The following is a 22,657-nucleotide window of genomic DNA, read 5'->3' on the forward strand; positions in this document are numbered from 1 at the left end:
CCGCTTGCGGCTGGAGACTTGGAATCCAGAACAGGGATTGCCGATCAGGCGGCGTTTCGGGATCGCACGGGAAATCGCAAACCCCAACGCTGCGAGAATCCATCAAGCTGGTCGCCGGCTGGCTGCTTCACCTGGGATATTGTTTGGAAGTCGCGATGATAATCCTCATCGCGACGAAGATACTCCCAGGCGAAACCGGCGGGGGGAATAGCTTTCGCGTGCCCGTAAGCCGCCGGCGCACGCCAATCAATGCTAAGCATGGCGTCACCTCCCTATGCCGGGCGGCGCAGGGCAACGCCCGGATAGAGAGTTTCCGAAATCGCCGACACTGGATATAGTTGGAGTTATACGGAATGTTGTTCGTGCAGGCCGCACATTTATAGTTATTTTCTTCTTAACAACATTTCCGTGATTTTACTAGTCTGCGAGGCCCTGCGCGTTGCCTTGCCCGCTGGAGCAGGCAAGGCAACCCAAGTCTCACCTGTTGGAAAAGATATGCACCTCGTCACGAGCGGTTTCTATCGTGAAGAACTCGCCGCCCATTTCAGCATCGCGCGCCATAGCCTCCCAATCAATATAGTGGCGCAGGGCTTCGGGGATCGTGACGCTCTCGGCGGTCAGCTCCTCCATGTAGTCCGCAAGGCTCGCGTGCTGTCCATGATAGCAATCCTGCAAGGCGCTCTCGGCCTGGTCGATGTCACCGACGAACTGCTCCAGCAAACCCGCGCCTAGTGCGCCGTGCTCGGCGACGAACGCGCCCATCCGTGCCACGTTCTCGATGCCTGCATATTCCCTGATGGTGACGCCCTCAAAACCTTCATAGTCATGGATGGCATATTCCTCCGCGCCCTTGATCGGGGAACGCGCAAGCATGGCGGAAATCTCGTCCCTGATGTCGTCGGCGTCCTGATCCGCGTCGATCCAGGCACCATGCAGATAGCCGTTGTTGTAGGCTGCGAGGCAGGCGACATAGATACGGGGATTGCTGTCGGTTGCGCTGGTCATGTCTCTGTTCCTTCGGGTGTTGGGTTCAGAGCAGCGAAGCGCCGCTCCTGAACCCTTGCCCGGCGGCGAGCCACGGGTAGCAAGGCGCAGGAGAAGTCTTTGGCACCGTGGAATAAATGGAGGGGACCCGCTTGCGGGGAGCGGGCCGTTTATGCCGCGAAAGGGCAAAGAGTTTTCTTGCGCCGCGCGAGGGCAACGCCCTTAGCAATCTCTCGAAAAAGAAAATCAGCAGGCCGGACTACCATGCGTCCGGTTCTCCATATTTCCAGGCGGTAGGTGTCGAACGACGCGGCGACAGCCGCGCCGACCCGGAGGCGAACGCGCTTCCAAATTGCGCCGTAGTGAGCCGGAGGGTCGCCAGTGACAAAGCCCCGGCGCTTTAGCGCCGGGTCAATTTGATATTACGCCGTTGGATTAGCGAACGGGCGTGGGTCCGCTGGCCGAAGGTGCTGCCAGTCGCAGCAAGGCCGAAATCCCGACAAAGCCGCCGCCGATGATGCAGAAGATTTGCCGCCAGATTTCGGACGGGACCGATTCCTTGGTGACGCCGTGGACCAGCGCATAGCCGGCCACGGCAGCGGGTGCAGCGAAGATCAGCGCCACGGCGAGGCGCAGGATCGGGGAGCGTAGCGAGTCAAAGAGAAGCGCCAGGACGCCGAAGGCTGCGCCGGCCGCGACCAACCCGACCAAGCCCGCGCCGATCAAGCCGGAGCCGGTCTGATAGGCGAACTGCGCGGCCGTCAATCCGAGCATGAAGGGCAGCGCATAGACCGCGAGCGTATAGGCTGCGACGCAAAGCATTGCGATCAATACAACGCTCATTATCATTACGACGGCCATGGCTCTGCTCCTTTACGACTGGCGCGGTTCGCTCTTTCTTGCTCCTTCGCGTGGCGATGCGCCTATGATGACGGTCCTCGTTTATTCTGTCGACCGCGAACATGGCTTTCTCGCGCAAGCCTGCGAAACAAGCGTGATCAAACAGAAGCGGCCGGAAACCTGCTGAGATTTCAGCAGATTCCGGCCAATTTTCATGGTTCATTTTGGAGGGCTATGGAGTAAACGTAGTGCTCATCGGTATCCCGCACGTCCCGCCATCGATTTCTGCTAAGAGATTGATGGTACTCGTTTAATAGAGATTTTTGGTTTTCCTTCCCGCTTCTTGTGCCGAATGCGGCCGATACGAAGCGCCCACAACTCACTGCGGTGACAGCGGTATGTGGATATCCAGGCGATCCGAAGGACGACAACGCGACCGGGGCAAAATCACCCGCTCGGACAGGTTGCTTTTTGCCTGCGTTCTATTTTTGCCCGTCGGGAACTATCAACCAGAACAGTTGCACCAGATCATCCCAGAGCCGGCCGAGATCCTCGATCATCGCGGTGATTTCCAGGTAGGCGTAAATACCGGTAACGATCAATGCGCCCAACACCAGCCATGGCCAGACTCTGCGTTTCCGCCTTGAACCAGACTGCGTATTTCGCTCAGAAACCATTCGGTACTTCTCCTGCCGCCATTCTCTCTGCATTCTACCTGCTCCGTTCGCCCAATTGAATTGGCATAAGCCTTTGATTGAAAACGGGTGAAACTATCCCGGCTGTTGACTGGCTGTTTCATCAGCCGCTCGGCGGCTCCGGCCGAGAAACTGGAGTGCGATGCATCTATAGATTGAATAGTGACCAGTCCTGTGGCAGCATTTCCCATCGGGTGAGGGGGATACACAATGCAAAGCGCATTTCACATCGTTATTCGATGCATATTGCTCGTGGTCTTGATGCATGCGGGCGCGACATACGCTCAGACCGCCGCAAGTCCATTGATCCCGGGCTGCACCTGCAGTGCGGGAATAGAAATAGAGAACCCCGCTGCGCCGGCCGATAAGAAAACCTATGCGGCAAATTGCATTTGCGGCCCGCAATTTTGTGCGACGACGTGGAACGATGATATTGCACTTCAGTGCATCGGCGGAGCAGCAGGCGCGGGACCAAGGCCCAACTGCGCCGATTTCACGGGCATGAAGGCAGGCAAGTACGGGGACGAAATGACCGCAGGACTTTTCCATGTGGCGGCGCTCCCATCACAAAAGGTGCCGCCGCTCGAACTGGAAGTGCGGTTCGATGAAGTCGCTACAGTACCCCCGGTAGACGGACCTAACGGCTTGCACACCGCGCGCGGATCCAGTTTCACTTACCCAGCGCCGTTCAAAAGGGCGGAAATTGCGTTGGCGACATATATGGGCGGCGGCAACTATCTCACCATTCTCACGGGGAAGAATGCCCTTGAAAAGGTCCCGTACTCACCGGATCCAGTCCCTGGCAAGACGATCAATTTGACGGTGCAGCACGCTGACGGCATCAAGCAGATCAGATTTCCGGAGAACGAAGTTCTTGTTTTCGAAGTTTGCGCCGTCGAGTAACTGTTTGCGTGTCCAGTCGGACGCGGTAATTGTTTCATACGAGCCCTAGCGCCAGCAGGCTGGTCGCGGTGTCGCGGATGGTCTCATCGGCGGGCCGATAGTCGAGCTTCAGAATTCGGCGCGCCTTGTCGCCACAGACCCGCCCGTCGCGACCCAGATCGCCAATGACCGTGCGCGCCGCCGGATCGAAGCGGGCGACGAGGCGCATCAGCCAATCGGGAAGGTCGCGTCTGGGAATCTTGCGCGCCAGTTCGGGATGCGCCTGCCGCAGGATTGCCGCGATCTCGCGAAACCACAGGGAAGGGCCGCTGACGATGAAACGTTCGCCGGCGGCGGCAGGCTCGAGCATCGCGCGGATGTGGGCCTCGGCGACGTCGCGGACGTCGGCGATTGGAAATGCGATGCGCGGCGTGCCGGGATAGGCGCCAGCAAGAAGCCTGCGGACAACCTCTACCGATGGGCTGAAGTCGCGCTCCATCATCGGCCCCAGGATCAGCCCCGGATTGATGACCGTGAGTTCCAGCCCGCTTGCGCGTGCAAAGTCCCAGGCATCGCGCTCCGCCAGCGTCTTCGACTTGTAATAGGGCGTGCAGAGCGGATTTGTAACGTCGGACCAGTCCTCCTCGTCATAGGGCGGCTCGCCGTCGCCATAGGCCACCGCTGCGGTCGAAGAGGTGAGCACGACACGGCGAACGCCTGCCGCCTTCGCCGCGCCCAGAAGCCGCAATGCTCCTTCACGCGCAGGCACGATCATCTCGTCCTCATGCCTTGGCAGCGCCGAAGTGAAGGGTGAGGCGACATGGATGGCATAGGTGCAGCCGCTGGCGGCTTCGCGCCAGCCGGCATCGGCGGTCAGATCGGTCTCGACGAAATCAAGTTTGCCCTTGTCGGTCTGGGCGCGGATCGCACGTTCAATGTCGACCACCCGCGCCGCAGAACGAAGCGATCCGCGCACCGCATAACCGCGTTCGAGCAGCAGCGCCGCAATGCGGCTGCCCAGAAATCCAGTCACGCCTGTCACCAGCACCATGGGTTGGTCTGAGGTCGCGTCCATGTGCCTGCACTCCCCTTCTGACGATATGACATATTTGATCTATTTTGTCAGTTTGACGTTTATCGTCTAAAATGTCAATGTGGCGACATGAACGATGAAGATTCAAAGCGTAGGCAACTGATCGACGCAGCGCTTGCGACAGTCTCGCGCTACGGCTTCAGAAAAACTTCGATGCAGGACATTGCAGATGCCGCAGGCGTATCGCGGGCGGCGCTTTATCTCCATTTCGGTAACAAGGAAGACATTTTCCGCTCGGTGACAGCGTCGCTTCATGCGGATGCGCTGGCGCAGGCGCAAAGGGCCTTTTCGGACAATGCGCCTTTTGCCGCACGTCTGCGCAACGGGCTTTGCGCCTTCATGCTCGGCATGATGGCGCCGATCCATTCAAGCCCGCACGGCCAGGAACTGTTCGATGCCAATATGGCGCTGGCGGCTGACATCAATGCTGACGGCAAGCGGCAACTTCTGGCGCTGCTCGTCGAACTGATTGAAAAGGCTGAGGCGTCGGGCGACATCGTTCTTCACCCTGTGGCGGCCAGTCCGGCGACACTCGCCGATATGATCTTCGCAGGGGTCAGCGGCATGAAATATGCGGGCGATGGTCTCGAAGCGCTGGAGCGGCGCATCACTCTGCTCGCCGATATTCTGGGCGCAGCGCTGACCCCGTCCACATGATCCAGAGCCTCGCGGGCAAACGCGTCAACCGGCGCGGATGACGCTCGAAACAATCAATAATGGGCAATGTGGGCGATGCCCGCCCTTCGTCCCGCTGACGCCGCCCGTCATTGCCGCATGTGATGCCCGCGAAGGGAATCAAAAATGCCGCAGGCGAGAAAACCCGTCTGCAAATCACCCACAGGGGCGAATCTGACGAATCTTTGCCCGGTGAATCGGCGACATATTCTTCGGGTTTGCCCGCCTGTTTCTGTTCGGCTGATTGCGTCATGCCATGGGCGGGTATCGGGAAAGCAAAAAATTCCGCCCGTGCGGGCCGGCGGGGCAAGGCGTCGCCGAAAAAGGCAGTAGTTTAGAAAGACCTTGTTAACCGCGCTAACTAACGGATTTTCAAGCAATTTCTTAACGCATGGTAAAGCTCTCTACCGGCCGGCCGTGCACGGTGTGTTGTTTCCGCAACAAACCGAAATGAAGCATATACGTAAATGCTATTTATCGGATGTTGGCGATTGCAAGCGGCGAAACCTTTTGTATTTTCACCACCAGAAGCGAGGCGGTGGATCGTTTGGCTTCTAAGAACACGGGAATGGGGCAGGGAATGCTGTCCTTCAGCGAAAGTACCCAGACCCACTTAAAAACTTTGACTGGAGGTCAACCATGAACATCAAGAGCCTTCTGATCGGCTCCGCTGCGGCTCTCGCAGCAGTATCCGGCGCACAGGCCGCTGACGCTATCGTCGCTGCTGAGCCCGAGCCCCTGGAATACGTTCGCGTTTGCGACGCTTTCGGCACCGGCTTCTTCTACATCCCCGGCACCGAAACCTGCCTGAAGTTCGACGGTTACATCCGTTTCCAGACCGACTTCGGCCGTAACAAGTCCGGTTCTTCTGACTGGGATTCGTTCACGCGCGCTCAGTTCAACATCGACACCCGCACCGACACCGAGCTCGGCGCTCTGCGCGGCTACATCGGTTTCCGTGGCGATGCTGACAACGACACCAACCGTGGCGTCAACGTTGACCAGGCTTTCATCGAACTCGCAGGCCTGAAGGTCGGTTACTACTACAACTGGTGGGATGACGGTCTCTCTGGCGAAACCGATATCCTCGCTTCGAACCGCACCCGTCTGAACGCTGTTCGTTACACCTACGACGCTGGCTCCTTCTACGCTGGTGTTGCAGTTGAAGAACTCGAATCCGTCAGCAAGGGCACGTCCGAGCTGGGCGTTGCCAAGGGCCGCGTCTTCGAATCCGACAACAACGTTGGCGTAAGCGCCATCCTCGGCGCCAAGTTCGGTGCTGTAAACGCTGCCCTGCTTGGCGGTTACGACACCGACCAGGAAGAAGGCGCGATCCGCGCAATCGTCACGGCTGAAATCGGTCCTGGCGTACTCGGTCTCTCCGGCGTTTGGGCTTCTGGCGCCAACGCTTACTACGAAGAGTCTGAGTGGGCAGTTGCTGCTGAATACGCCATCAAGGCAACTGACAAGCTGACCATCACCCCCGGCTTCCAGTACTTCGGCACGATCGACATCGCAGCTGACAACAGCTTCGTTGGCGACCGCGACGCATGGCGCGCTGGCGTGACCCTTGACTACAAGATCACCCAGGGTCTCTCCACGAAGATCGCTGTTAACTACCAGGACGTCGACGGCACCGAAGGTGTTAACGGCGGTGGCGACAGCTGGACCGGTTTCGTTCGCCTTCAGCGTGCGTTCTAATCTGATCTGACATTGTCAGTGATGGGAAAGCCCGGCTCTTGAGCCGGGCTTTTTTTTGCAGGAGCCCCGGAGCGGCCGAAGTCGAAGCGGTATCAACAACAGAGAGCGGCGTCCCGTTATGTCTCTGGCTTTCGCTGCGCCGCGCAGAAAGCCTTTTGTTCGCTATTAATCGATTCGCTTGAAAGCTCGCTATCGGCGGAGCAGGGCAGGCGCTCCGATTCTCACGCATGGGCAAGAGGCTGATTCTCCTTCGGAATAACCGCCTTTTGACCAATTTCAGATGTTCCGCTTATGTCAGCATTTAGGCAGGGGGGGGCGGTTTTGCGCTCGCACCTTCGTGTGATTTCTCCTTAAGTGACTGAAAATAATTGGTTATTAACGATTTCTTAAGGAATGCCGCCTCGTCGGTTAGAATTGTAGCTATTTCGCAACAATGGGAAACTAAGGACACCTTACTGTCTTCCTTTTGTCATGATTACGATTGCTCATCCCGACGGTTTTGGCTCTAATCAGCGTCATAAGCGGCACGCATCGATTTGTGTTTCCCACTCGCTGCTTAGAAGATTAAGCGTTTGACTGGAGGTCAACCATGAACATCAAGAGCCTTCTGATCGGCTCCGCTGCGGCTCTCGCAGCAGTATCCGGCGCACAGGCCGCTGACGCTATCGTCGCTGCTGAGCCCGAGCCCCTGGAATATGTTCGCGTCTGCGACGCTTTCGGCACCGGCTTCTTCTACATCCCCGGCACCGAAACCTGCCTGAAGTTCGGCGGTTACATCCGTTTCCAGACCGACTTCGGTCGTAACGAATCCGGCACGTCTGACTGGGATTCCTTCACCCGCGCCCAGTTCGAAATCGACACCCGCACCGACACCGAGCTCGGCGCTCTGCGTGGCTTCATCGGTTTCCGTGGCGAAGCCGACAACGACACCGACCGTGGCGTCAATGTCGACCAGGCTTTCATCGAACTCGCTGGCCTGAAGGTCGGTTACATGTACACCTGGTGGGATGACGATCTCTCCGGCGAAACCGATATCCTGTCTTCGAACTCCACCCGTTCGAACGCCATCCGTTACACCTACGATGCCGGCTCCTTCTACGCTGGTATTTCGGTTGAAGAACTGGAAACCCCGCTTGACGCACGTTCGAACCTCGGCATCCTCAAGGGCGGCGTTATCGAAGGCCCGAACAACGTTGGTATCAGCGGTATCATCGGCGCGAAGTTCGGCGTTGTAACCGCAAACCTGCTCGGTTCTTATGACACCGACCAGGAAAACGGTGCAATCCGCGCTATCGTTTATGCTGACATCGGTCCGGGCACGTTCGGCCTCTCCGGTGCATGGGCTTCCGGTGCGAACTCCTACTACGAAGAGTCCGAGTGGACGGTTGCTGCTGAATACGCCATCAAGGCAACCGACAAGCTGACCATCACCCCCGGCGCACAGTACTTCGGTACGGTTGATATCGGTGCTGACAACGACTTCACCGGCGACCGTGACGCATGGCGCGCTGGCGTAACCTTCGACTACCAGATCACGCAGGGCCTCGCTACCAAGGTTGCTGTTAACTATCAGGACGTCGACGGCACCGAAGGTGTTAACGGCGGTGGCGATCAGTGGACCGGTTTCGTTCGCCTTCAGCGTTCGTTCTAATCTGATCTGACACTGTCAGTGATGGAAAGCCCGGCTCTCGAGCCGGGCTTTTTCGTTTGCGAGGTCAGGAAAAGCGTCGCCGGGACGGGCAAACAAAAAAGCACCGGACGAGCCGGTGCCTCTGAATATTCCTCCAGCGGTCAGCCGAAATCAGGATCCTAGCCCGACCGCCCATTACGCAGGTCATCGACGATATCGGCCTGTTGGCCGAGCCGCGTCTTGTAGACCTGGTAATTCTCCATCACCCGCTGCACGTAGTTGCGTGTTTCAGGGAAGGGGATGCGCTCGATCCAGTCGACCACCTCGTCGATCGGCTTGCCGCGCGGGTCGCCATAGCGGGCGATCCAGTCCGGCACGCGCCTTGGCCCGGCATTATAGGCGATGAAGGTGAGGATATAGGAGCCGCCGAAGCTGTCGATCTGCTCGCCGAGATAATGGGCGCCAAGCGTGGCGTTGTAACCCGCATCGCTGGTCAGCATTGCCTGCGTATAGGGCAGGCCGTAACGTCCGGCCACGGCCTTGGCGGTTCCGGGCAGCAGTTGCAGCAGCCCGCGGGCATTGGCGGCGGAAACGGCGGTCGGGTTGAAGGCGCTTTCCTGCCGGGCGATGGCGTAAGCAAGCGCCTTGCCGGAACCGGCAATATTGGCGCTGGCGGGAATGACACCGAGCGGGTAGGCAAGCGCCGCCGCATCGATGCCACGGCTGAAAGCCGTTTTGCCGACCTGCAGCGAGACCTGATGATTGCCATTGCCCTCCGCGCGCGCCGCCAGAATGGCAAGCTCGCCGGGGCTGTCGAGCTGTTCCGCCAGCGACCGGTAAAGACTGTCGGCCCGCCAGCCATAGCCCGCGGCCTCCAGCCGGCCGATGGCGCGTACGGCCTCGCGGCCGGCGAAACGTTCGCGGTCGCTGGCGCTTGGGCTCGGATAGGTGACGTTCAGTGTCTTCGTGCCGATTCGCGCGGCGGCAAGCTGGCCGTAAAAGGTGCCGGGATGAGCGGCCGCCCTGGTAAAGAAATCACGGGCATTGCCCGGCCCGCCGGCTTCCGCCGCCCGTCCGAGCCAATAATAGGCGCGGGACGCTGAAAGCGGCCGGTTCGAGGTCTGCAGCAGCGTGTTGAAGTGACGCGCCGCCGCCGCCGGGTCACGCAGGGCTCTCAGCGCATACCAGCCGGCGTGGAACTCCGCATCGGCAATATCGACAACGGAGGTGGCGTTATGATTGGCGACGATGCGATAGGCTTCGGCGAAATCACCGAGATCGGCAAGGCCGCGTGCGATGATGCGCCGCTCGTTCCACCATTCGCCGGGATCGACAAGCCTGGCCGTTTCTTTCGGTGCCTGCCGTAAAAGCACAGCGGCTTCGGGATATTTCTCCTGGTTGCGCAGGTTTTCCACGCGCGCGAAGAGATAGGCGGGATCGCTGCGCCAGGAGGCGTCGACCTTGCCGAGCAGCGCCGTCGCGGTGGCGGACCGCTGCAGCACGGCCGCCCAGGCATTGTAGAGCGACTGCGCCTTGCCGAGATCGCCAAAACGCTTCGCCTGGCCGATGCGGCTGCGATACATCAGATAATCCATGCGCGCCTTGTGGTCGGCGGGCGTCAGATAGGCGGGGAACTCGGCAAGCACACGGTCTTCCATGCCCTTGTCCATGCCCTCGCTCACCCAGAGCTGGCGGATGAGGCGCTGTGATTCCGTAGCCTTGCCGGAGGAGGCGAGCGCCTTGGCGAGAACCACGGTGCCTTCGGCGGTTTCCGGCCGGCTGTTACCAAGGGCGGCAAGGACCTGCGGCGCGGGCGGATCTTCACGGTACAGCGCTTTTTCGGAATTGGCGCGCAGGGTGGCTGCACCCGGCCAGCCGACGAGTTCGCGCTGGGCGGCGGCGATTTCGGCGGAAGCGACATCCTTCTGGCCGGAAACGGCAATAGCCCAGGTGAGGATATGCCGGTCGAGGCTGCCGTTCGGCATCGCGTTGCGCAACGCAATTGCGCGGGCCGCATCGCGGCTCGAAAGCGCGTCGAGGCCGGCCTTCAACTGGCTTGCATCATCGGGGCGGTTGAGGCGCGGTATGGCGCCGGTGATCTCGGGCGAGGCCGGCATGAAGGCCGGCACGGTCGGCGCATTCGGCTTGACATAGGGAAGCGGCGCCGCACCTTCCGGCAGCGGTCCGGCCAATGCGTTCCAAACGGTTGCGGCAAGGCCCGCCGCCATTAATCCCCAGACTGTCTTTTTCATGCCGTTCTTCATCGTGTAACGGAGTTGCCGACTTTCTTGTAATATTGCTACATTGCAGCGGGATTGCCGAAAACGCTCTGATATCCCGCATGGGAATCTTGGGATTTCAGGATTAACGAAACCCTAATTGCCGCCCTGCAATTCAATCAACTTTTATTCACCGGCCCGCGAGCGGCGTCTCTTTTCGGCACCTGCTTTTTATGCTTGCCGATCACGACCCGGAGACTGTCACACTTCCGACAATTTCGGACAAAATAGGCTGCCTTTGCGCTTGTCGGCGCCAAGGGCTGGCACTAATGTGTGCCGGTTTTAACCATCGAATGCGGCCGAAGCATGAACCGGCTCGGCGCCAGGAGCTTTGCATGTTCAAGGGATCAATTCCCGCCCTCATTACCCCGTTTACGGACAATGGCGCCGTGGACGAACAGGCGTTTGCCGCCCATGTGGAATGGCAGATCGCCGAAGGCAGCAACGGCCTTGTGCCCGTGGGCACGACGGGGGAATCCCCGACGCTTTCCCACGATGAGCACAAACGGGTCGTTGAACTCTGCATCGAGGTTGCGGCGAAACGGGTTCCGGTCATTGCGGGTGCTGGCTCCAACAATACCGATGAGGCAATCGAACTTGCGCTGCATGCGCAGGAAGCCGGCGCGGATGCGCTGCTGGTTGTCACCCCCTATTATAACAAGCCGACCCAGAAGGGCCTGTTCGCCCATTTCGCCGCTGTCGCCGAAGCGGTCAAACTGCCCATCGTCATCTACAATATCCCGCCACGTTCGGTGGTGGATATGTCGCCGGAAACCATGGGCGCGCTGGTCAAGGCGCATAAGAACATCGTCGGCGTCAAGGACGCGACCGGCAAGATCGATCGCGTTTCCGAACAGCGCATTTCCTGCGGCAAGGATTTCATCCAGCTTTCGGGTGAGGATGGTACGGCGCTCGGTTTCAACGCCCATGGTGGCGTCGGCTGCATTTCGGTCACCGCCAATGTCGCGCCGCGCCTCTGTTCGGAGTTCCAGGCGGCGATGCTCGCCGGCGATTATGCCAAGGCGCTGGACTATCAGGATCGCCTGATGCCGCTGCACAAGGCGATCTTCATGGAACCCGGTGTCTGCGGCACCAAATATGCGCTGTCAAAGACACGCGGCGGCAACCGCCGGGTCCGCTCACCCTTGATGAGCACGCTGGAACCGGCAACGGAAGCGGCCATCGATGCGGCGCTGAAGCATGCCGGCCTGATGAACTGAGACAGGCCTGAAAGCTTTTAGGGCGCGCCATGAACCGCTTCGCGACAGAAGCCGTTCGGCGCGCCTTTTCTTTTCGCGGCGACAACATTAAATAGGGGTTCGAAAACCGCTCTCGGCGGTAAGCCGAAGGCGCAATAAGAAAAACAAGGGATTGAAATATCATGGCCCCCAAAGGCAGCCAGCGCGTGGTGAACAAGATCGTTGCGGAAAACCGCAAGGCCCGTTTCAACTACGAAATCGTCGACACCTATGAGGCAGGGCTCGTGCTGACCGGCACCGAGGTCAAGTCGCTGCGCGAAGGCAAGGCGAATATCGCCGAATCCTATGCGTCGGACGAGGGCGATGAAATCTGGCTCATCAATTCCCACCTGCCGGAATATCTGCAGGCCAACCGATTCAATCACGAGCCGCGCCGCCGCCGCAAGCTGCTCCTGAGCAAGCGCGAGATCAACCGCCTGCGCGCCGGCATCAACCGCGAAGGCATGACGCTGATACCCTTGAAGATCTATTTCAACGACAGGGGCCGGGCGAAGCTGGAACTGGCGCTTGCCAAGGGCAAGAAGCTGCACGACAAGCGCGAGACCGAGAAGGAACGCGACTGGAACCGGCAGAAGTCGCGATTGCTGAAGGGTGGGGTGGCTTAAAGCCCACCTCCTCATTCCTGTGACTAGTACAGGAATGAGGAGAGTAGGGGCGCTCGTCTGCTTACGCCGCCCGGTACGTCCGCTCCACATGCGCCCTCGTTGCCGAGACGCTGAACCGGCTGACAAGCGCTGCCAGATTGGCGCTGACATCGCTCAGATTGTGCGTCGCCGCATTGGTTTCTTCCACCATGGCCGCATTCTTCTGGGTCAGATTATCCATGCTGTTGATGGCGGCGCTGATTTCCTGAATGCCGACGGACTGCTCCTGCGCGGCCTTGGTCAACGAGGCGATGTGTTCCTGGATGTGATCCACCTTGTTGCCGATCGTATTCAGGGATTCGCCTGTCTTGTTGACCAGCGAAACGCCCTTCATCACGTCCTCGGAAGACTTGGCGATCAGCGTCTTGATTTCCTTTGCGGCGGTGGCCGAACGCTGCGCCAGTTCGCGCACCTCCTGCGCCACGACGGCAAAACCCTTGCCAGCCTCGCCGGCGCGCGCCGCCTCCACGCCCGCATTCAGCGCCAGAAGGTTGGTCTGGAACGAAATTTCGTCGATGACGGAGATGATCTGGGTAATCTTCTGCGATGAATCCTCGATGGCTCCCATCGCCGTCACCGCATCCGTCACCACATCGCGCGAGCGCGCCGCTTCGACAGCGGAGCTTTCGACGATGGCCTTGGCCTCTTCGGAGCGCTGCGCCGACAATTTGGAAATGGTGGTGATTTCCTCGACGGCGGCAGCGGTTTCTTCAAGGGCTGCGGCCTGCTGCTCCGTCCGGCGGGCCATGTCGTCGGTCGCGGACGTCAGCTCGCGGGTATTGCCGGAAATCTTGTTCGCTTCCTCGACGATCTGCGAAAATGCACCGGAGAGATTGCCGATGGCGGCGTTGAAATTGGCGATCAGCCCTTCGAACTGCGGCGCGGTCTTTTCGCCGATGCTGGAGGTGAGGTCGCCATTCGCCAGCTTGTTAAGGGCGTCGTTGAGCAGGGCGAGAACATGCTCCTGCTCCCTCTTCATCTGCGCCTGCTCGGCCTCTACCTTCTGCCGTTCGGCAGCCAGCACGTCGAGATAGACGGAGATCGAATAATCCATATCGAGAAGGGCGGCCTTGATGGTGGCCGAGAGGCCATCCTTCAGCTTTCTGGCCCTCTTCTCCATGAAGAGACCTTTCAGTTCGGATTCGATCACCGCCTTGACGATACCGTCGAGCATCAGCGCGTAACCGCCGATGTACCAGCGCGGCTCCAGTCCCAGCCTTGCATGGGTGCGGCCGATGGCGGTGACAGCATCGGTATAATCGGCATTGAACGTGCCCGAGGCGATCCTCGCCCAGTGCTTGAGCTGCATGCCCTTGGCATGCTGCACATGGGCGTCATTGGCGAAGAACTTCGCCGTTTCCGGCACCGAGCGAACCTTTGCATAAAAGCGATCGAGAGACGCATCGAGAGAGCCGGTGATGACACCCTTCATGTCTGAAAGATTTTGCCGCTCACCGTGGCCAAGCCCCAGGAAATTCAGTCTTTCGTCGAGTTGTCGGTGGTTTTTTTCTTGGCCATGCATGTCTAGTCATCCTGCTTTGGCGCCCAAATCACGTCTCTGGCGCCGTTGCGTGATTTAGACACGTCTAAAATTAACCAAGATATAATTTCGACTGGCTGGATTTGATGTTTGTTAAGTTTAAAAGTAATTTTTACCTTGCCGTAAAAGACCAGACAAAAACGCGCCCGTTTTTTGAACGGGCGCGTTTTTACAAGTCAGCGGTGTGAAAACCGGATCAGACCGTTTCCGGACCTTCGGCGTGACGGACGGGGCGTTCGTTCGGGTCGCGCCCGATTTCGGCCTTCAGCGTCATCAGATCGATAAAGTGGTCCGCCTGGCGGCGCAGGTCGTCGGCGATCATGGCGGGCTGGGTGGCCATGGTGGAAACCACGGAAACCTTGCGGCCCTTGCGCTGCAGCGCGTCCACCAGCGTGGTGAAATCGCCGTCGCCGGAGAACAGCACCAGGTGGTCGACCGTCTCGGACTGCTCCATGGCGTCGACTGCCAGTTCGATGTCCATATTGCCCTTGATCTTGCGGCGGCCGAGTGCGTCGGTGAATTCCTTCGCCGGCTTGGTCACGACCTTGTAGCCGTTATAATCCAGCCAGTCGATCAGCGGACGGATCGAGGAATATTCCTGATCCTCGATCAATGCGGTGTAATAATAGGCGCGCAGCAGGTATCCACGCTTTTGAAACGCCTTCAGAAGCTTGCGGTAGTCGATATCGAATCCCAGGCTTTTCGATGCTGCATAAAGATTGGCTCCGTCTATGAAGAGCGCAATTTTCTCCCGTGGATCGAACATTCCATCCCATTCCTTTTTTTGGAAAGGCCATTATCTGGCTTTTATATCCGGTCGGGAACGCCAAAAAACATGTCGTATCAACGCGCTTTGCGTACCGCCGTTGCGTTTTAAGTAAGCTACCTTCCCCCGTATTCCAAGACAATTCTTCTAGACATTTTGTTCATCAGACGCCAAACATAGCGGATAAGTTGCCAAAAGACGCCAAATACAGGAAAAACTTGAATTCCGCGGCCAATGGCTGTATCGGAAGCTAGAAAGCTTCGTCACGAGAAATCTTGAGTGTTTTTCGCAAGGCGCGAGGCGCAGATTCAATAGGTTAGGGCACAGCCGGTGCATCTCTAATATCGCACGGCGCTCTGATCCACGACATTACGACCCACAAAGGACAGGCAATGGCCCGCGTCACAGTAGAAGATTGCATTGATAAAGTAGACAACCGTTTCGAGCTGGTTCTGCTCGCCAGCCACCGTGCGCGCCAGATTTCGCAGGGTTCTTCTATTACGGTTGACCGCGACAACGACAAGAACCCCGTCGTTGCCCTGCGCGAAATCGCCGACGAGACGCTGTCTCCCGACGATCTGAAGGAAGACCTGATCCATTCGCTGCAGAAGCACGTGGAAGTGGACGAGCCCGAGCCCGATCCGGTCACGCTCGCCGCCTCCGCCGTTGCCGATGGCGAAGACGACGACCAGCCGGAAACCGTCACTTTCGACCAGATGTCGGAAGAAGAACTGCTGGCCGGCATCGAAGGCCTTGTGCCGCCGGAAAAAAATGACGATTATTGATAGGATTTTATGACGCCTTTGGCAGGCGGCGGTTACCGTCTGTCAATAGTTGCCGTCATAATCTGATCCCTATTGATGCAGCATTGTGCGCCGACCCCAAGGTTGGCGCGCTTTCTTTTTGTGGAATATCGCATGATGCGGCAATACGAACTCGTCGAGCGGGTTCAAAAATATAAACCGGATGCGAATGAGGCCCTGCTGAACAAGGCCTATGTGTATGCCATGCAGAAACACGGCCAGCAGAAGCGGGCCAATGGCGACCCCTATATTTCGCATCCGCTCGAAGTCGCCGCCATCCTCACCGAAATGCATCTCGACGAATCGACCATCGCGGTGGCGCTGCTGCACGATACGATCGAGGATACCACCGCCACCCGGGCTGAAATCGACGAGCTGTTCGGCGAAGATATCGGCCGGCTGGTAGAAGGCCTCACCAAGCTCAAGAAACTCGATCTCGTTACCCGCAAGGCCAAGCAGGCCGAAAACCTGCGCAAGCTGCTGCTCGCGATTTCCGACGACGTGCGCGTCCTTCTGGTCAAGCTCGCCGACCGCCTCCACAACATGCGCACCATGGAATATATGCCGGCCGACAAGCGCAGCCGCATTTCCGAAGAGACCATGGAAATCTATGCGCCGCTCGCCGGCCGCATGGGCATGCAGGACATGCGCGACGAGCTGGAGGACCTGTCCTTCCGTTATCTCAACCCGGAAGCCTACGAGACGGTGACCAACCGCCTTCAGGAACTGGAAACGCGCAATGAAGGGCTGATCAAGAAGATCGAGGACGAGCTGCGCGAGCTTCTCGTGGCGAGCGGCCTGCTCGGCGCCAATGTCAAGGGACGCCAGAAAAAGCCCTATTCGGTGTTCCGCAAGATGCAGTCGAAGTCGCTCTCCTTCGAGCAGCTTTCCGATGTCTACGGTTTCCGCATTCTGGTGGATGATATTCCATCCTGCTACCGGGCGCTCGGCATCGTGCACACCCGCTGGCGCGTGGTGCCCGGCCGCTTCAAGGATTACATCTCCACCCCGAAGCAGAACGATTATCGCTCCATCCACACCACCATCGTCGGCCCGTCGCGTCAGCGTATCGAGCTGCAGATCCGCACCAAGCGCATGCACGAGATCGCCGAATTCGGCATCGCCGCCCACGCGCTCTATAAGGACGGTGAAAACGGGGAGGGCGATCTGCTCTCGCCGGAGAGCAACGCCTATTCCTGGCTGCGCCACACCATCGAATCGCTGGCCGAAGGCGACAGCCCCGAAGAATTCCTCGAGCACACCAAGCTCGAACTCTTCCAGGACCAGGTGTTCTGCTTCACGCCCAAGGGCAAGCTGATTGCCCTGCCGCGCGGCGCGACACCCATCGATTTCGCTTATGCGGTGCACACCAATATCGGCGACACCACCGTTGGCGCCAAGATCAACGGGCGGATCATGCCGCTCGTGACCCGGCTTAACAATGGCGACGAGGTGGAGATCATCCGCTCCGGCGTGCAGGTGCCGCCGGCCGCTTGGGAAGAGGTGGTGGTGACGGGCAAGGCCCGTTCGGCCATCCGCCGCGCCACCCGCATGGCCATCCGCAAGCAATATTCCGGCCTCGGTTATCGCATTCTGGAACGCACCTTCGAACGTGCCGGCAAGGCCTTCTCCCGTGAGGCGCTTAAGCCCGTGCTGCATCGTCTGGCGCAGAAGGATGTGGAAGACGCCATCGCCGCCGTCGGTCGCGGTGAGGTCTCTTCGCTCGATGTGCTGCGCGCGGTCTATCCGGATTATCAGGATGAGCGCGTCACGGTGAAGATGACCGGCGACGATGGCTGGTTCAACATGCGCAGCGCCTCGGGCATGGTCTTCAAGATCCCCGGCAAGTCGCGCTCGGTTCTCGAGGACGACGGTGCGGCCGAGATGCTGGATGGTCCGGACCCGCTGCCCATCCGCGGCCTTTCCGGCAATGTCGACGTGCATTTCGGCGCCGCCGGCGCCGTTCCGGGTGACCGCATCGTCGGCATCATGGAAAAAGGCAAGGGCATCACCATCTATCCCATTCAGGCGCCGGCGCTGCAACGCTTCGACGATGAACCTGAACGCTGGATCGATGTGCGCTGGGATCTCGATGAGGCGAACAAGTCGCGCTTCATGGCGCGGGTGATGATCAATGCGCTGAACGAGCCGGGCACGCTCGCCTCGGTGGCGCAGTCGATCGCCACGCTCGATGTCAATATTCGCGGCCTCAACATGGTGCGTATCGGTACTGACTTCTCTGAGCTGGCGCTGGATGTCGAAGTCTGGGATCTCAGGCAGCTGAACCAGCTTCTGTCGCAGCTCAAGGATCTCGATTGCGTCTCGACAGTGACGCGTGCCTTCGATTGAGGCATTTTTGATCTTTTGCAGATACTGAAAGGCCGTTGTTATGCATTGAGCGCATGGCAGCGGCCTTTTCCTGTCTCTGGTGGTGGAGGCGGTTTGCGACTATTTTCATCTCAGAAATTGAAGAGAAGGAAATGCGGCGTGCCGGTGGATGAACACCGATGAGAAACGCCGCTCCAAACCGAAAGGACCAGAAATCATGTTTACTCCGCTTCGCAAGATCGCCCGCGCCGTTCGTGGCAAGACCACCCAGGAACGCGAATTCGAATATCTCAGCGCCTCCGTGTCGAATGTCGACCTGGAATTCCGCCAGCGCGAAATCGACCGCGGCCTGTTCCGCCGGTAATGCACACAGCGCATGGCAGCCAATCGCCATGCGTATGGAGCAAGCAGGTGCAGCCGTATGGGCCTGTGTATTGCTGTGTCTCGCAAAACTATGTGAATGCGCGCTTCAAGCGGGCGTCCGCCGCTGTCCGATCTAGATGACAGGACATGTTGCTTTTGAAGCGACGTTGACGGCGAGAGGGTGCGTATTTCCCCGACGTCATCCTTGGGCTTGTCCCAAAGATCTAATCACGTCGAATTAAATCAATCGGTTGCAGATCCTCGGGACGAGCCCGAGGATGACGTCAGAGTGTCCGGCAAGGTTCGTATTCACCTGGTGACGCCGCGCAGTATTGGCGGAATGCCAGCTAAGGCCGGAATGACGGAAGAAAATACGCCTGCAAAATATCTCCGCACCGTTTAGGATGCTCTTGGCTCAGCCCGGTCGATGAAATAAACTGCCCCTATGCCGTTTCGTCGCCGTGAACCCGTTGGTTTTTCAGAGAAGATTCGCGACCTCTTCTGGCCGCGCACGGGTTTTTCCCGTTCGCTGCGCTATATGAAGCTGCGTCTTCTCAGGCTTTCCGCCTCTCCGCATTCGGTTGCCGCCGGTGTCGCCATTGGTATCGGCGTCGCATGGACGCCTTTTCTCGGCGTCCATATCATCATCGCCATGGCGCTTGGTTTCCTCGCGCGCGTCAATCTCGTCGCCGCCGCGCTCGGCACCACCTTCGCCAATCCGCTGACATTTCCCTTCATCTGGGCATCCACCTGGGAGCTGGGGCACTTCATCCTCGGCCGCCAGCAGACCGAGAGCGCCGCGCATGTGGATTTCGTGGCGCTGTTCAGCCATCTCGAATTCCGGCAGATATGGACGCCGGTGCTGGAACCCATGATCATCGGCGCGTTTTTCCCCGCCCTTGTCAGCGCCGTCATCGCCTATATCGCCGTCTACGGCCTCATCAGCGGCTTCCAGCGCCGCAAGATGGAAAATCTCGCGCACCGCGCCGCCAACAGGAACGCTTCTCTGGAGATGTTGAAATGATCATTGGATTGGGCAGCGACCTGATCGATATCCGCCGCGTTGAAAAATCGATCGAACGTTTCGGCGAGCGCTTCACCCATCGCTGTTTCACCGATATCGAGCGGGCCAAGTCGGATGGCCGCAAGAACCGCGCCGCTTCCTATGCCAAGCGTTTCGCCGCCAAGGAAGCCTGTTCCAAGGCGCTGGGGACTGGCCTTGCGAACGGCGTTTTCTGGAAGGACATGGGCGTCGTCAACCTGCCGGGCGGCAAGCCGACCATGCTGTTGACCAATGGGGCAGGGGAAAGGCTGGCGGCGCTGCTGCCCGCCTGCCACCGCGCCAATATTCATCTGACGATCACGGACGACTTTCCCTATGCTCAGGCATTTGTGATTATCGAGGCGCTTCCCGTGAACGGTTAAGGCGCGGTGCTGCCGCATTGCCGCTCTATTTGCAGGCGCGACACAGAAGCGCTTCCCTTCGGGCTGGAAAGGTTCTAGAGAAGTCGCAGAAATATGAAAGCGTTGCCGGCTGTGTGAAACCGCTTCACCCGCCGCAGGCGCGACAAACAACGGCCCGGAAGCCTTCGCAAAGTCGAAGAAGCCGGGAAACAATCAGGCAGGTCTTTAAGTGTCCGAAAAAGCTGAGAAGAAGCAGAACGCCCTCTGGGAGAACGTCAAGGTCATCATTCAGGCGCTGCTGCTGGCCATGGTCATCCGCACCGTGCTGTTTCAGCCCTTCACGATCCCATCGGGCTCGATGATGCCGACGCTGCTGGTTGGCGACTATCTTTTCGTCAACAAGTTCTCCTACGGCTATTCGAAATATTCGCTGCCTTTCTCGCCGAACCTCTTCTCCGGCCGTATTCTCGAATTCAGCAAGCCGAAGCGCGGCGATGTCGTGGTCTTCCGCCTGCCGCCCAATCCTGAAGTCGATTACATCAAGCGCCTCGTCGGCCTGCCGGGGGACCGCATCCAGGTGACCAACGGCGTGCTGTTCATCAACGGCCAGCCGGTGCCGAAGCAGCCCGACGGCACCTTTACCTCCGATTATCGCGCCGATCCGGGCGCCAATGTGCCGGTCTTCCGTGAAACGCTCGACAATGGCGTCACCTATGACACGCTCGACCAGTCGCCCGATTCTCGTGGCGACAACACCCGCGAATTCGTGGTGCCGGAAGGCCATTATTTCATGATGGGCGACAACAGAGACAATTCGCTCGACAGCCGTTTCGACGTCGGTTTCGTACCGGAAGAAAACCTGATCGGCCGCGCCAGCGTCATCTTCTTCTCGCTGGGCAATGACACGCCGTTCAGCCGCATTTGGGAATGGCCGGCCAACATGCGTTGGGACCGCCTCTTCAAGGTTGTGGAATGAGCAAGAGCAAGCCGCTTTCGGCGGATGAAATCTCCCGTCTGGAAGCGTTGATCGGATATGAGTTCAAGGAAAAGGCCCGGCTCGACCGGGCCTTGACCCATGCCAGCGCCCGCTCGGCGGCGGCCGGCAATTACGAGCGGCTGGAATTCTTGGGCGACCGCGTTCTCGGTCTCTGCGTGGCGGAACTGCTGTTCTCCACCTTCCGCAACGCCACCGAAGGCGAATTGTCGGTCCGCCTGAACCAGCTCGTCAGCGCCGAATCCTGCGCCTCTATCGGCGACGAGATGGGCCTGCACAATTTCATCCGCACCGGATCGGACGTGAAGAAACTGACCGGCAAGGCGATGCTGAATGTGCGCGCCGATGTCGTCGAAAGCCTGATCGCCACCATCTATCTGGATGGCGGGCTGGAGGCGTCGCGCAAATTCATTCTGAAATACTGGCAGGGCCGCGCAACCAGCGTGGATGCCGGACGCCGCGACGCCAAGACGGAGTTGCAGGAATGGGCGCATGCCAGATTTGCGGTGACGCCCTCTTACCGGGTTGACGATCGTTCCGGACCGGATCACGATCCACGCTTTACGGTGACTGTCGAAATTCCCGGCGTGAAGCCGGAAACCGGTGTCGAGCGCTCCAAGCGCGCGGCCGAACAGGTGGCGGCAACCAGATTGCTGGAACGCGAAGGCGTCTGGCAGAAATCCTCCACCTGAACTGAGCGCCCGGCAAACCGGCTGCTGAAAATCGAGCGCATGGCGGACCCTTTGGCCGCATGTTGAATACCTCTGACCTTGAATGGATATCATGACCGATCACGAAAACCCCGCCATTGAAGGCGAAGACAATGCCCTTCCGACCCGCTCCGGCTTCGTCGCCCTCATCGGCCCGACCAATGCCGGCAAGTCGACGCTGGTCAACCGGCTGGTGGGCGCCAAGGTCTCGATCGTCAGCCACAAGGTGCAGACGACGCGCGCCGTGATGCGCGGCATCGCCATTCACGACAATGCCCAGATCGTCTTCATGGATACGCCCGGCATCTTCAAGCCGCGCCGCCGGCTGGACCGCGCCATGGTCACCTCCGCCTGGGGCGGCGCGAAGGATGCCGATCTCATCCTGCTGCTGATCGACAGCGAACGCGGCCTGAAGGGCGATGCGGAAACCATTCTCGAAGGTCTGAAGGATGTCCCGCAGAAGAAGATCCTCTGCCTCAACAAGATCGACCAGGTGAAGCGCGAAGACCTGCTGAAGCTTGCCGCCGCCGCCAATGAGACGGTCGCCTTCGACCGCACCTTCATGATCTCGGCGACCAATGGTTCTGGCTGCGAGGACCTGATGAACTATCTGGCCGCCGAACTGCCGGAAGGTCCGTGGTATTATCCGGAAGACCAGATTTCCGACCTGCCGATGCGCCAGCTCGCCGCCGAAATCACCCGCGAAAAACTGTTCCTGCGCCTGCATCAGGAACTTCCCTATGCCTCGCATGTCGAGACGGAAAAGTGGGAAGAGCGCAAGGACGGCTCCGTGCGCATCGAGCAGGTGATCTATGTCGAGCGCGACAGCCAGAAGAAGATTGCGCTGGGCAAGAACGGCGATGCGATCAAGGCCATCTCCACCGCCTCGCGCAAGGAGCTGTCGGAAATCCTCGAACAGCCGGTGCATCTCTTCCTGTTCGTCAAGGTGCGCGAGAACTGGGGCGACGACCCCGAGCGCTTCCGCGAAATGGGACTGGAGTTCCCGCGGGGGTAACGCGCAGGCATCCTCCCTCATCCCTGTGCCTGTCACAGGGATCCAGCCAGCC

General features: G+C 59.2%; 22 protein-coding genes. 14 read left to right on the forward strand and 8 right to left on the reverse strand.

Annotated elements, in window-relative coordinates; translation table 11 throughout:
• Positions 1–44: 44 nt before the first annotated feature.
• The 4 genes from N5D22_RS18290 to N5D22_RS18305 form a co-directional block, all read right to left on the reverse strand.
• Positions 45–260: a DUF6499 domain-containing protein gene (locus N5D22_RS18290; RefSeq protein ID WP_279658038.1), complete on the reverse strand. Its 216-nt coding sequence runs from the start codon at positions 258–260 to the stop codon at positions 45–47.
• A 217-nt stretch (positions 261–477) separates the two neighbouring features.
• Entirely contained in the window at positions 478–1,005 is a 528-nt protein-coding gene (locus N5D22_RS18295) for an antirestriction protein ArdA (RefSeq protein WP_279658036.1), read from the reverse strand.
• 414 nt (positions 1,006–1,419) lie between these two features.
• Positions 1,420–1,845, reverse strand: a complete 426-nt coding sequence (locus tag N5D22_RS18300) for a hypothetical protein (RefSeq protein WP_003043905.1) — start codon at positions 1,843–1,845, stop codon at positions 1,420–1,422.
• Between the two features lie 461 nt (positions 1,846–2,306).
• Complete coding sequence (locus N5D22_RS18305; RefSeq protein ID WP_347881154.1) at positions 2,307–2,534, reverse strand: hypothetical protein; 228 nt, start codon at positions 2,532–2,534, stop codon at positions 2,307–2,309.
• Between the two features lie 195 nt (positions 2,535–2,729).
• Between N5D22_RS18305 and N5D22_RS18310 the strand changes: the two genes are divergently transcribed.
• The gene (locus N5D22_RS18310; RefSeq protein WP_279658034.1) at positions 2,730–3,422 is read left to right on the forward strand and encodes a hypothetical protein; all 693 of its coding nucleotides are present in this window, start codon (positions 2,730–2,732) and stop codon (positions 3,420–3,422) included.
• 34 nt (positions 3,423–3,456) lie between these two features.
• Here N5D22_RS18310 and N5D22_RS18315 read toward each other — a convergent pair whose 3' ends face one another.
• A complete protein-coding gene (locus tag N5D22_RS18315) occupies positions 3,457–4,476 on the reverse strand; it encodes an aldehyde reductase (protein WP_279658033.1) in 1,020 nt (339 codons plus the stop codon).
• A gap of 87 nt (positions 4,477–4,563) precedes the next feature.
• Between N5D22_RS18315 and N5D22_RS18320 the strand changes: the two genes are divergently transcribed.
• From N5D22_RS18320 to N5D22_RS18330, 3 genes are all read left to right on the forward strand, one after another.
• Positions 4,564–5,151: a helix-turn-helix domain containing protein gene (locus tag N5D22_RS18320; protein ID WP_279658032.1), complete on the forward strand. Its 588-nt coding sequence runs from the start codon at positions 4,564–4,566 to the stop codon at positions 5,149–5,151.
• 657 nt (positions 5,152–5,808) lie between these two features.
• Positions 5,809–6,870, forward strand: coding sequence for a porin (locus N5D22_RS18325; protein WP_279658031.1), 1,062 nt, complete (start codon positions 5,809–5,811; stop codon positions 6,868–6,870).
• Between the two features lie 589 nt (positions 6,871–7,459).
• Positions 7,460–8,521 (forward strand): porin, encoded by a 1,062-nt coding sequence (locus N5D22_RS18330; RefSeq protein ID WP_279658030.1) that lies wholly within the window; start codon positions 7,460–7,462, stop codon positions 8,519–8,521.
• A gap of 158 nt (positions 8,522–8,679) precedes the next feature.
• Here the strand turns inward: N5D22_RS18330 and N5D22_RS18335 are convergent, their stop codons facing one another.
• Positions 8,680–10,752 (reverse strand): lytic transglycosylase domain-containing protein, encoded by a 2,073-nt coding sequence (locus N5D22_RS18335; protein WP_279658029.1) that lies wholly within the window; start codon positions 10,750–10,752, stop codon positions 8,680–8,682.
• A gap of 362 nt (positions 10,753–11,114) precedes the next feature.
• Between N5D22_RS18335 and dapA the strand changes: the two genes are divergently transcribed.
• Both dapA and smpB read left to right on the forward strand, forming a co-directional pair.
• Positions 11,115–11,999: a 4-hydroxy-tetrahydrodipicolinate synthase gene (gene dapA, locus N5D22_RS18340; protein WP_279658028.1), complete on the forward strand. Its 885-nt coding sequence runs from the start codon at positions 11,115–11,117 to the stop codon at positions 11,997–11,999.
• Positions 12,000–12,160: 161 nt separating this feature from the next.
• A complete protein-coding gene (gene smpB / locus N5D22_RS18345; RefSeq protein WP_279658027.1) occupies positions 12,161–12,643 on the forward strand; it encodes an SsrA-binding protein SmpB in 483 nt (160 codons plus the stop codon).
• A 61-nt stretch (positions 12,644–12,704) separates the two neighbouring features.
• Here the strand turns inward: smpB and N5D22_RS18350 are convergent, their stop codons facing one another.
• A complete protein-coding gene (locus N5D22_RS18350) occupies positions 12,705–14,204 on the reverse strand; it encodes a globin-coupled sensor protein (RefSeq protein ID WP_279658026.1) in 1,500 nt (499 codons plus the stop codon).
• Between the two features lie 214 nt (positions 14,205–14,418).
• A complete protein-coding gene (locus N5D22_RS18355) occupies positions 14,419–14,988 on the reverse strand; it encodes an NYN domain-containing protein (RefSeq protein WP_003509957.1) in 570 nt (189 codons plus the stop codon).
• Between the two features lie 392 nt (positions 14,989–15,380).
• Between N5D22_RS18355 and rpoZ the strand changes: the two genes are divergently transcribed.
• The 8 genes from rpoZ (at position 15,381) to era (ending at position 22,605) form a co-directional block, all read left to right on the forward strand.
• Positions 15,381–15,773 carry a DNA-directed RNA polymerase subunit omega gene (gene rpoZ / locus N5D22_RS18360; RefSeq protein WP_035218076.1) on the forward strand — a complete coding sequence of 131 codons (393 nt, stop codon included), beginning with the start codon at positions 15,381–15,383 and terminating at the stop codon, positions 15,771–15,773.
• A 132-nt stretch (positions 15,774–15,905) separates the two neighbouring features.
• On the forward strand, positions 15,906–18,140 hold the full coding sequence (locus tag N5D22_RS18365) for a bifunctional (p)ppGpp synthetase/guanosine-3',5'-bis(diphosphate) 3'-pyrophosphohydrolase (protein WP_279658023.1): 2,235 nt from the start codon (positions 15,906–15,908) through the stop codon (positions 18,138–18,140).
• 196 nt (positions 18,141–18,336) lie between these two features.
• The gene (locus N5D22_RS18370) at positions 18,337–18,483 is read left to right on the forward strand and encodes a DUF3563 domain-containing protein (RefSeq protein WP_162180472.1); all 147 of its coding nucleotides are present in this window, start codon (positions 18,337–18,339) and stop codon (positions 18,481–18,483) included.
• Between the two features lie 444 nt (positions 18,484–18,927).
• Complete coding sequence (locus N5D22_RS18375) at positions 18,928–19,506, forward strand: DUF2062 domain-containing protein (protein ID WP_279658022.1); 579 nt, start codon at positions 18,928–18,930, stop codon at positions 19,504–19,506.
• Positions 19,503–19,907, forward strand: a complete 405-nt coding sequence (gene acpS / locus N5D22_RS18380) for a holo-ACP synthase (protein WP_279658021.1) — start codon at positions 19,503–19,505, stop codon at positions 19,905–19,907. Before N5D22_RS18375 ends, acpS begins: the two co-directional genes overlap by 4 nt.
• 208 nt (positions 19,908–20,115) lie before the next feature.
• Positions 20,116–20,862, forward strand: a complete 747-nt coding sequence (lepB, locus tag N5D22_RS18385) for a signal peptidase I (protein WP_003496938.1) — start codon at positions 20,116–20,118, stop codon at positions 20,860–20,862.
• A complete protein-coding gene (gene rnc, locus N5D22_RS18390) occupies positions 20,859–21,572 on the forward strand; it encodes a ribonuclease III (RefSeq protein ID WP_279658020.1) in 714 nt (237 codons plus the stop codon). Before lepB ends, rnc begins: the two co-directional genes overlap by 4 nt.
• Positions 21,573–21,663: 91 nt before the next feature.
• Entirely contained in the window at positions 21,664–22,605 is a 942-nt protein-coding gene (gene era, locus N5D22_RS18395) for a GTPase Era (protein WP_279658019.1), read from the forward strand.
• Positions 22,606–22,657 lie beyond the last annotated feature (52 nt).

The organism is Agrobacterium sp. GD03872, from assembly GCF_029840625.1.
GTDB lineage: Bacteria > Pseudomonadota > Alphaproteobacteria > Rhizobiales > Rhizobiaceae > Agrobacterium > Agrobacterium fabrum_A.

Bases quoted from the DNA above. Each gene is read 5' to 3' on its own strand.
- N5D22_RS18290 (WP_279658038.1), bottom strand. From the start codon at position 260: ATGCTTAGCATTGATTGGCGTGCGCCGGCGGCTTACGGGCACGCGAAA.
- N5D22_RS18295 (WP_279658036.1), bottom strand. From the start codon at position 1,005: ATGACCAGCGCAACCGACAGCAATCCCCGTATCTATGTCGCCTGCCTC.
- N5D22_RS18300 (WP_003043905.1), bottom strand. From the start codon at position 1,845: ATGGCCGTCGTAATGATAATGAGCGTTGTATTGATCGCAATGCTTTGC.
- N5D22_RS18305 (WP_347881154.1), bottom strand. From the start codon at position 2,534: ATGCAGAGAGAATGGCGGCAGGAGAAGTACCGAATGGTTTCTGAGCGA.
- N5D22_RS18310 (WP_279658034.1), top strand. From the start codon at position 2,730: ATGCAAAGCGCATTTCACATCGTTATTCGATGCATATTGCTCGTGGTC.
- N5D22_RS18315 (WP_279658033.1), bottom strand. From the start codon at position 4,476: ATGGACGCGACCTCAGACCAACCCATGGTGCTGGTGACAGGCGTGACT.
- N5D22_RS18320 (WP_279658032.1), top strand. From the start codon at position 4,564: ATGAACGATGAAGATTCAAAGCGTAGGCAACTGATCGACGCAGCGCTT.
- N5D22_RS18325 (WP_279658031.1), top strand. From the start codon at position 5,809: ATGAACATCAAGAGCCTTCTGATCGGCTCCGCTGCGGCTCTCGCAGCA.
- N5D22_RS18330 (WP_279658030.1), top strand. From the start codon at position 7,460: ATGAACATCAAGAGCCTTCTGATCGGCTCCGCTGCGGCTCTCGCAGCA.
- N5D22_RS18335 (WP_279658029.1), bottom strand. From the start codon at position 10,752: ATGAAAAAGACAGTCTGGGGATTAATGGCGGCGGGCCTTGCCGCAACC.
- dapA (WP_279658028.1), top strand. From the start codon at position 11,115: ATGTTCAAGGGATCAATTCCCGCCCTCATTACCCCGTTTACGGACAAT.
- smpB (WP_279658027.1), top strand. From the start codon at position 12,161: ATGGCCCCCAAAGGCAGCCAGCGCGTGGTGAACAAGATCGTTGCGGAA.
- N5D22_RS18350 (WP_279658026.1), bottom strand. From the start codon at position 14,204: ATGCATGGCCAAGAAAAAAACCACCGACAACTCGACGAAAGACTGAAT.
- N5D22_RS18355 (WP_003509957.1), bottom strand. From the start codon at position 14,988: ATGTTCGATCCACGGGAGAAAATTGCGCTCTTCATAGACGGAGCCAAT.
- rpoZ (WP_035218076.1), top strand. From the start codon at position 15,381: ATGGCCCGCGTCACAGTAGAAGATTGCATTGATAAAGTAGACAACCGT.
- N5D22_RS18365 (WP_279658023.1), top strand. From the start codon at position 15,906: ATGATGCGGCAATACGAACTCGTCGAGCGGGTTCAAAAATATAAACCG.
- N5D22_RS18370 (WP_162180472.1), top strand. From the start codon at position 18,337: ATGTTTACTCCGCTTCGCAAGATCGCCCGCGCCGTTCGTGGCAAGACC.
- N5D22_RS18375 (WP_279658022.1), top strand. From the start codon at position 18,928: ATGCCGTTTCGTCGCCGTGAACCCGTTGGTTTTTCAGAGAAGATTCGC.
- acpS (WP_279658021.1), top strand. From the start codon at position 19,503: ATGATCATTGGATTGGGCAGCGACCTGATCGATATCCGCCGCGTTGAA.
- rnc (WP_279658020.1), top strand. From the start codon at position 20,859: ATGAGCAAGAGCAAGCCGCTTTCGGCGGATGAAATCTCCCGTCTGGAA.
- era (WP_279658019.1), top strand. From the start codon at position 21,664: ATGACCGATCACGAAAACCCCGCCATTGAAGGCGAAGACAATGCCCTT.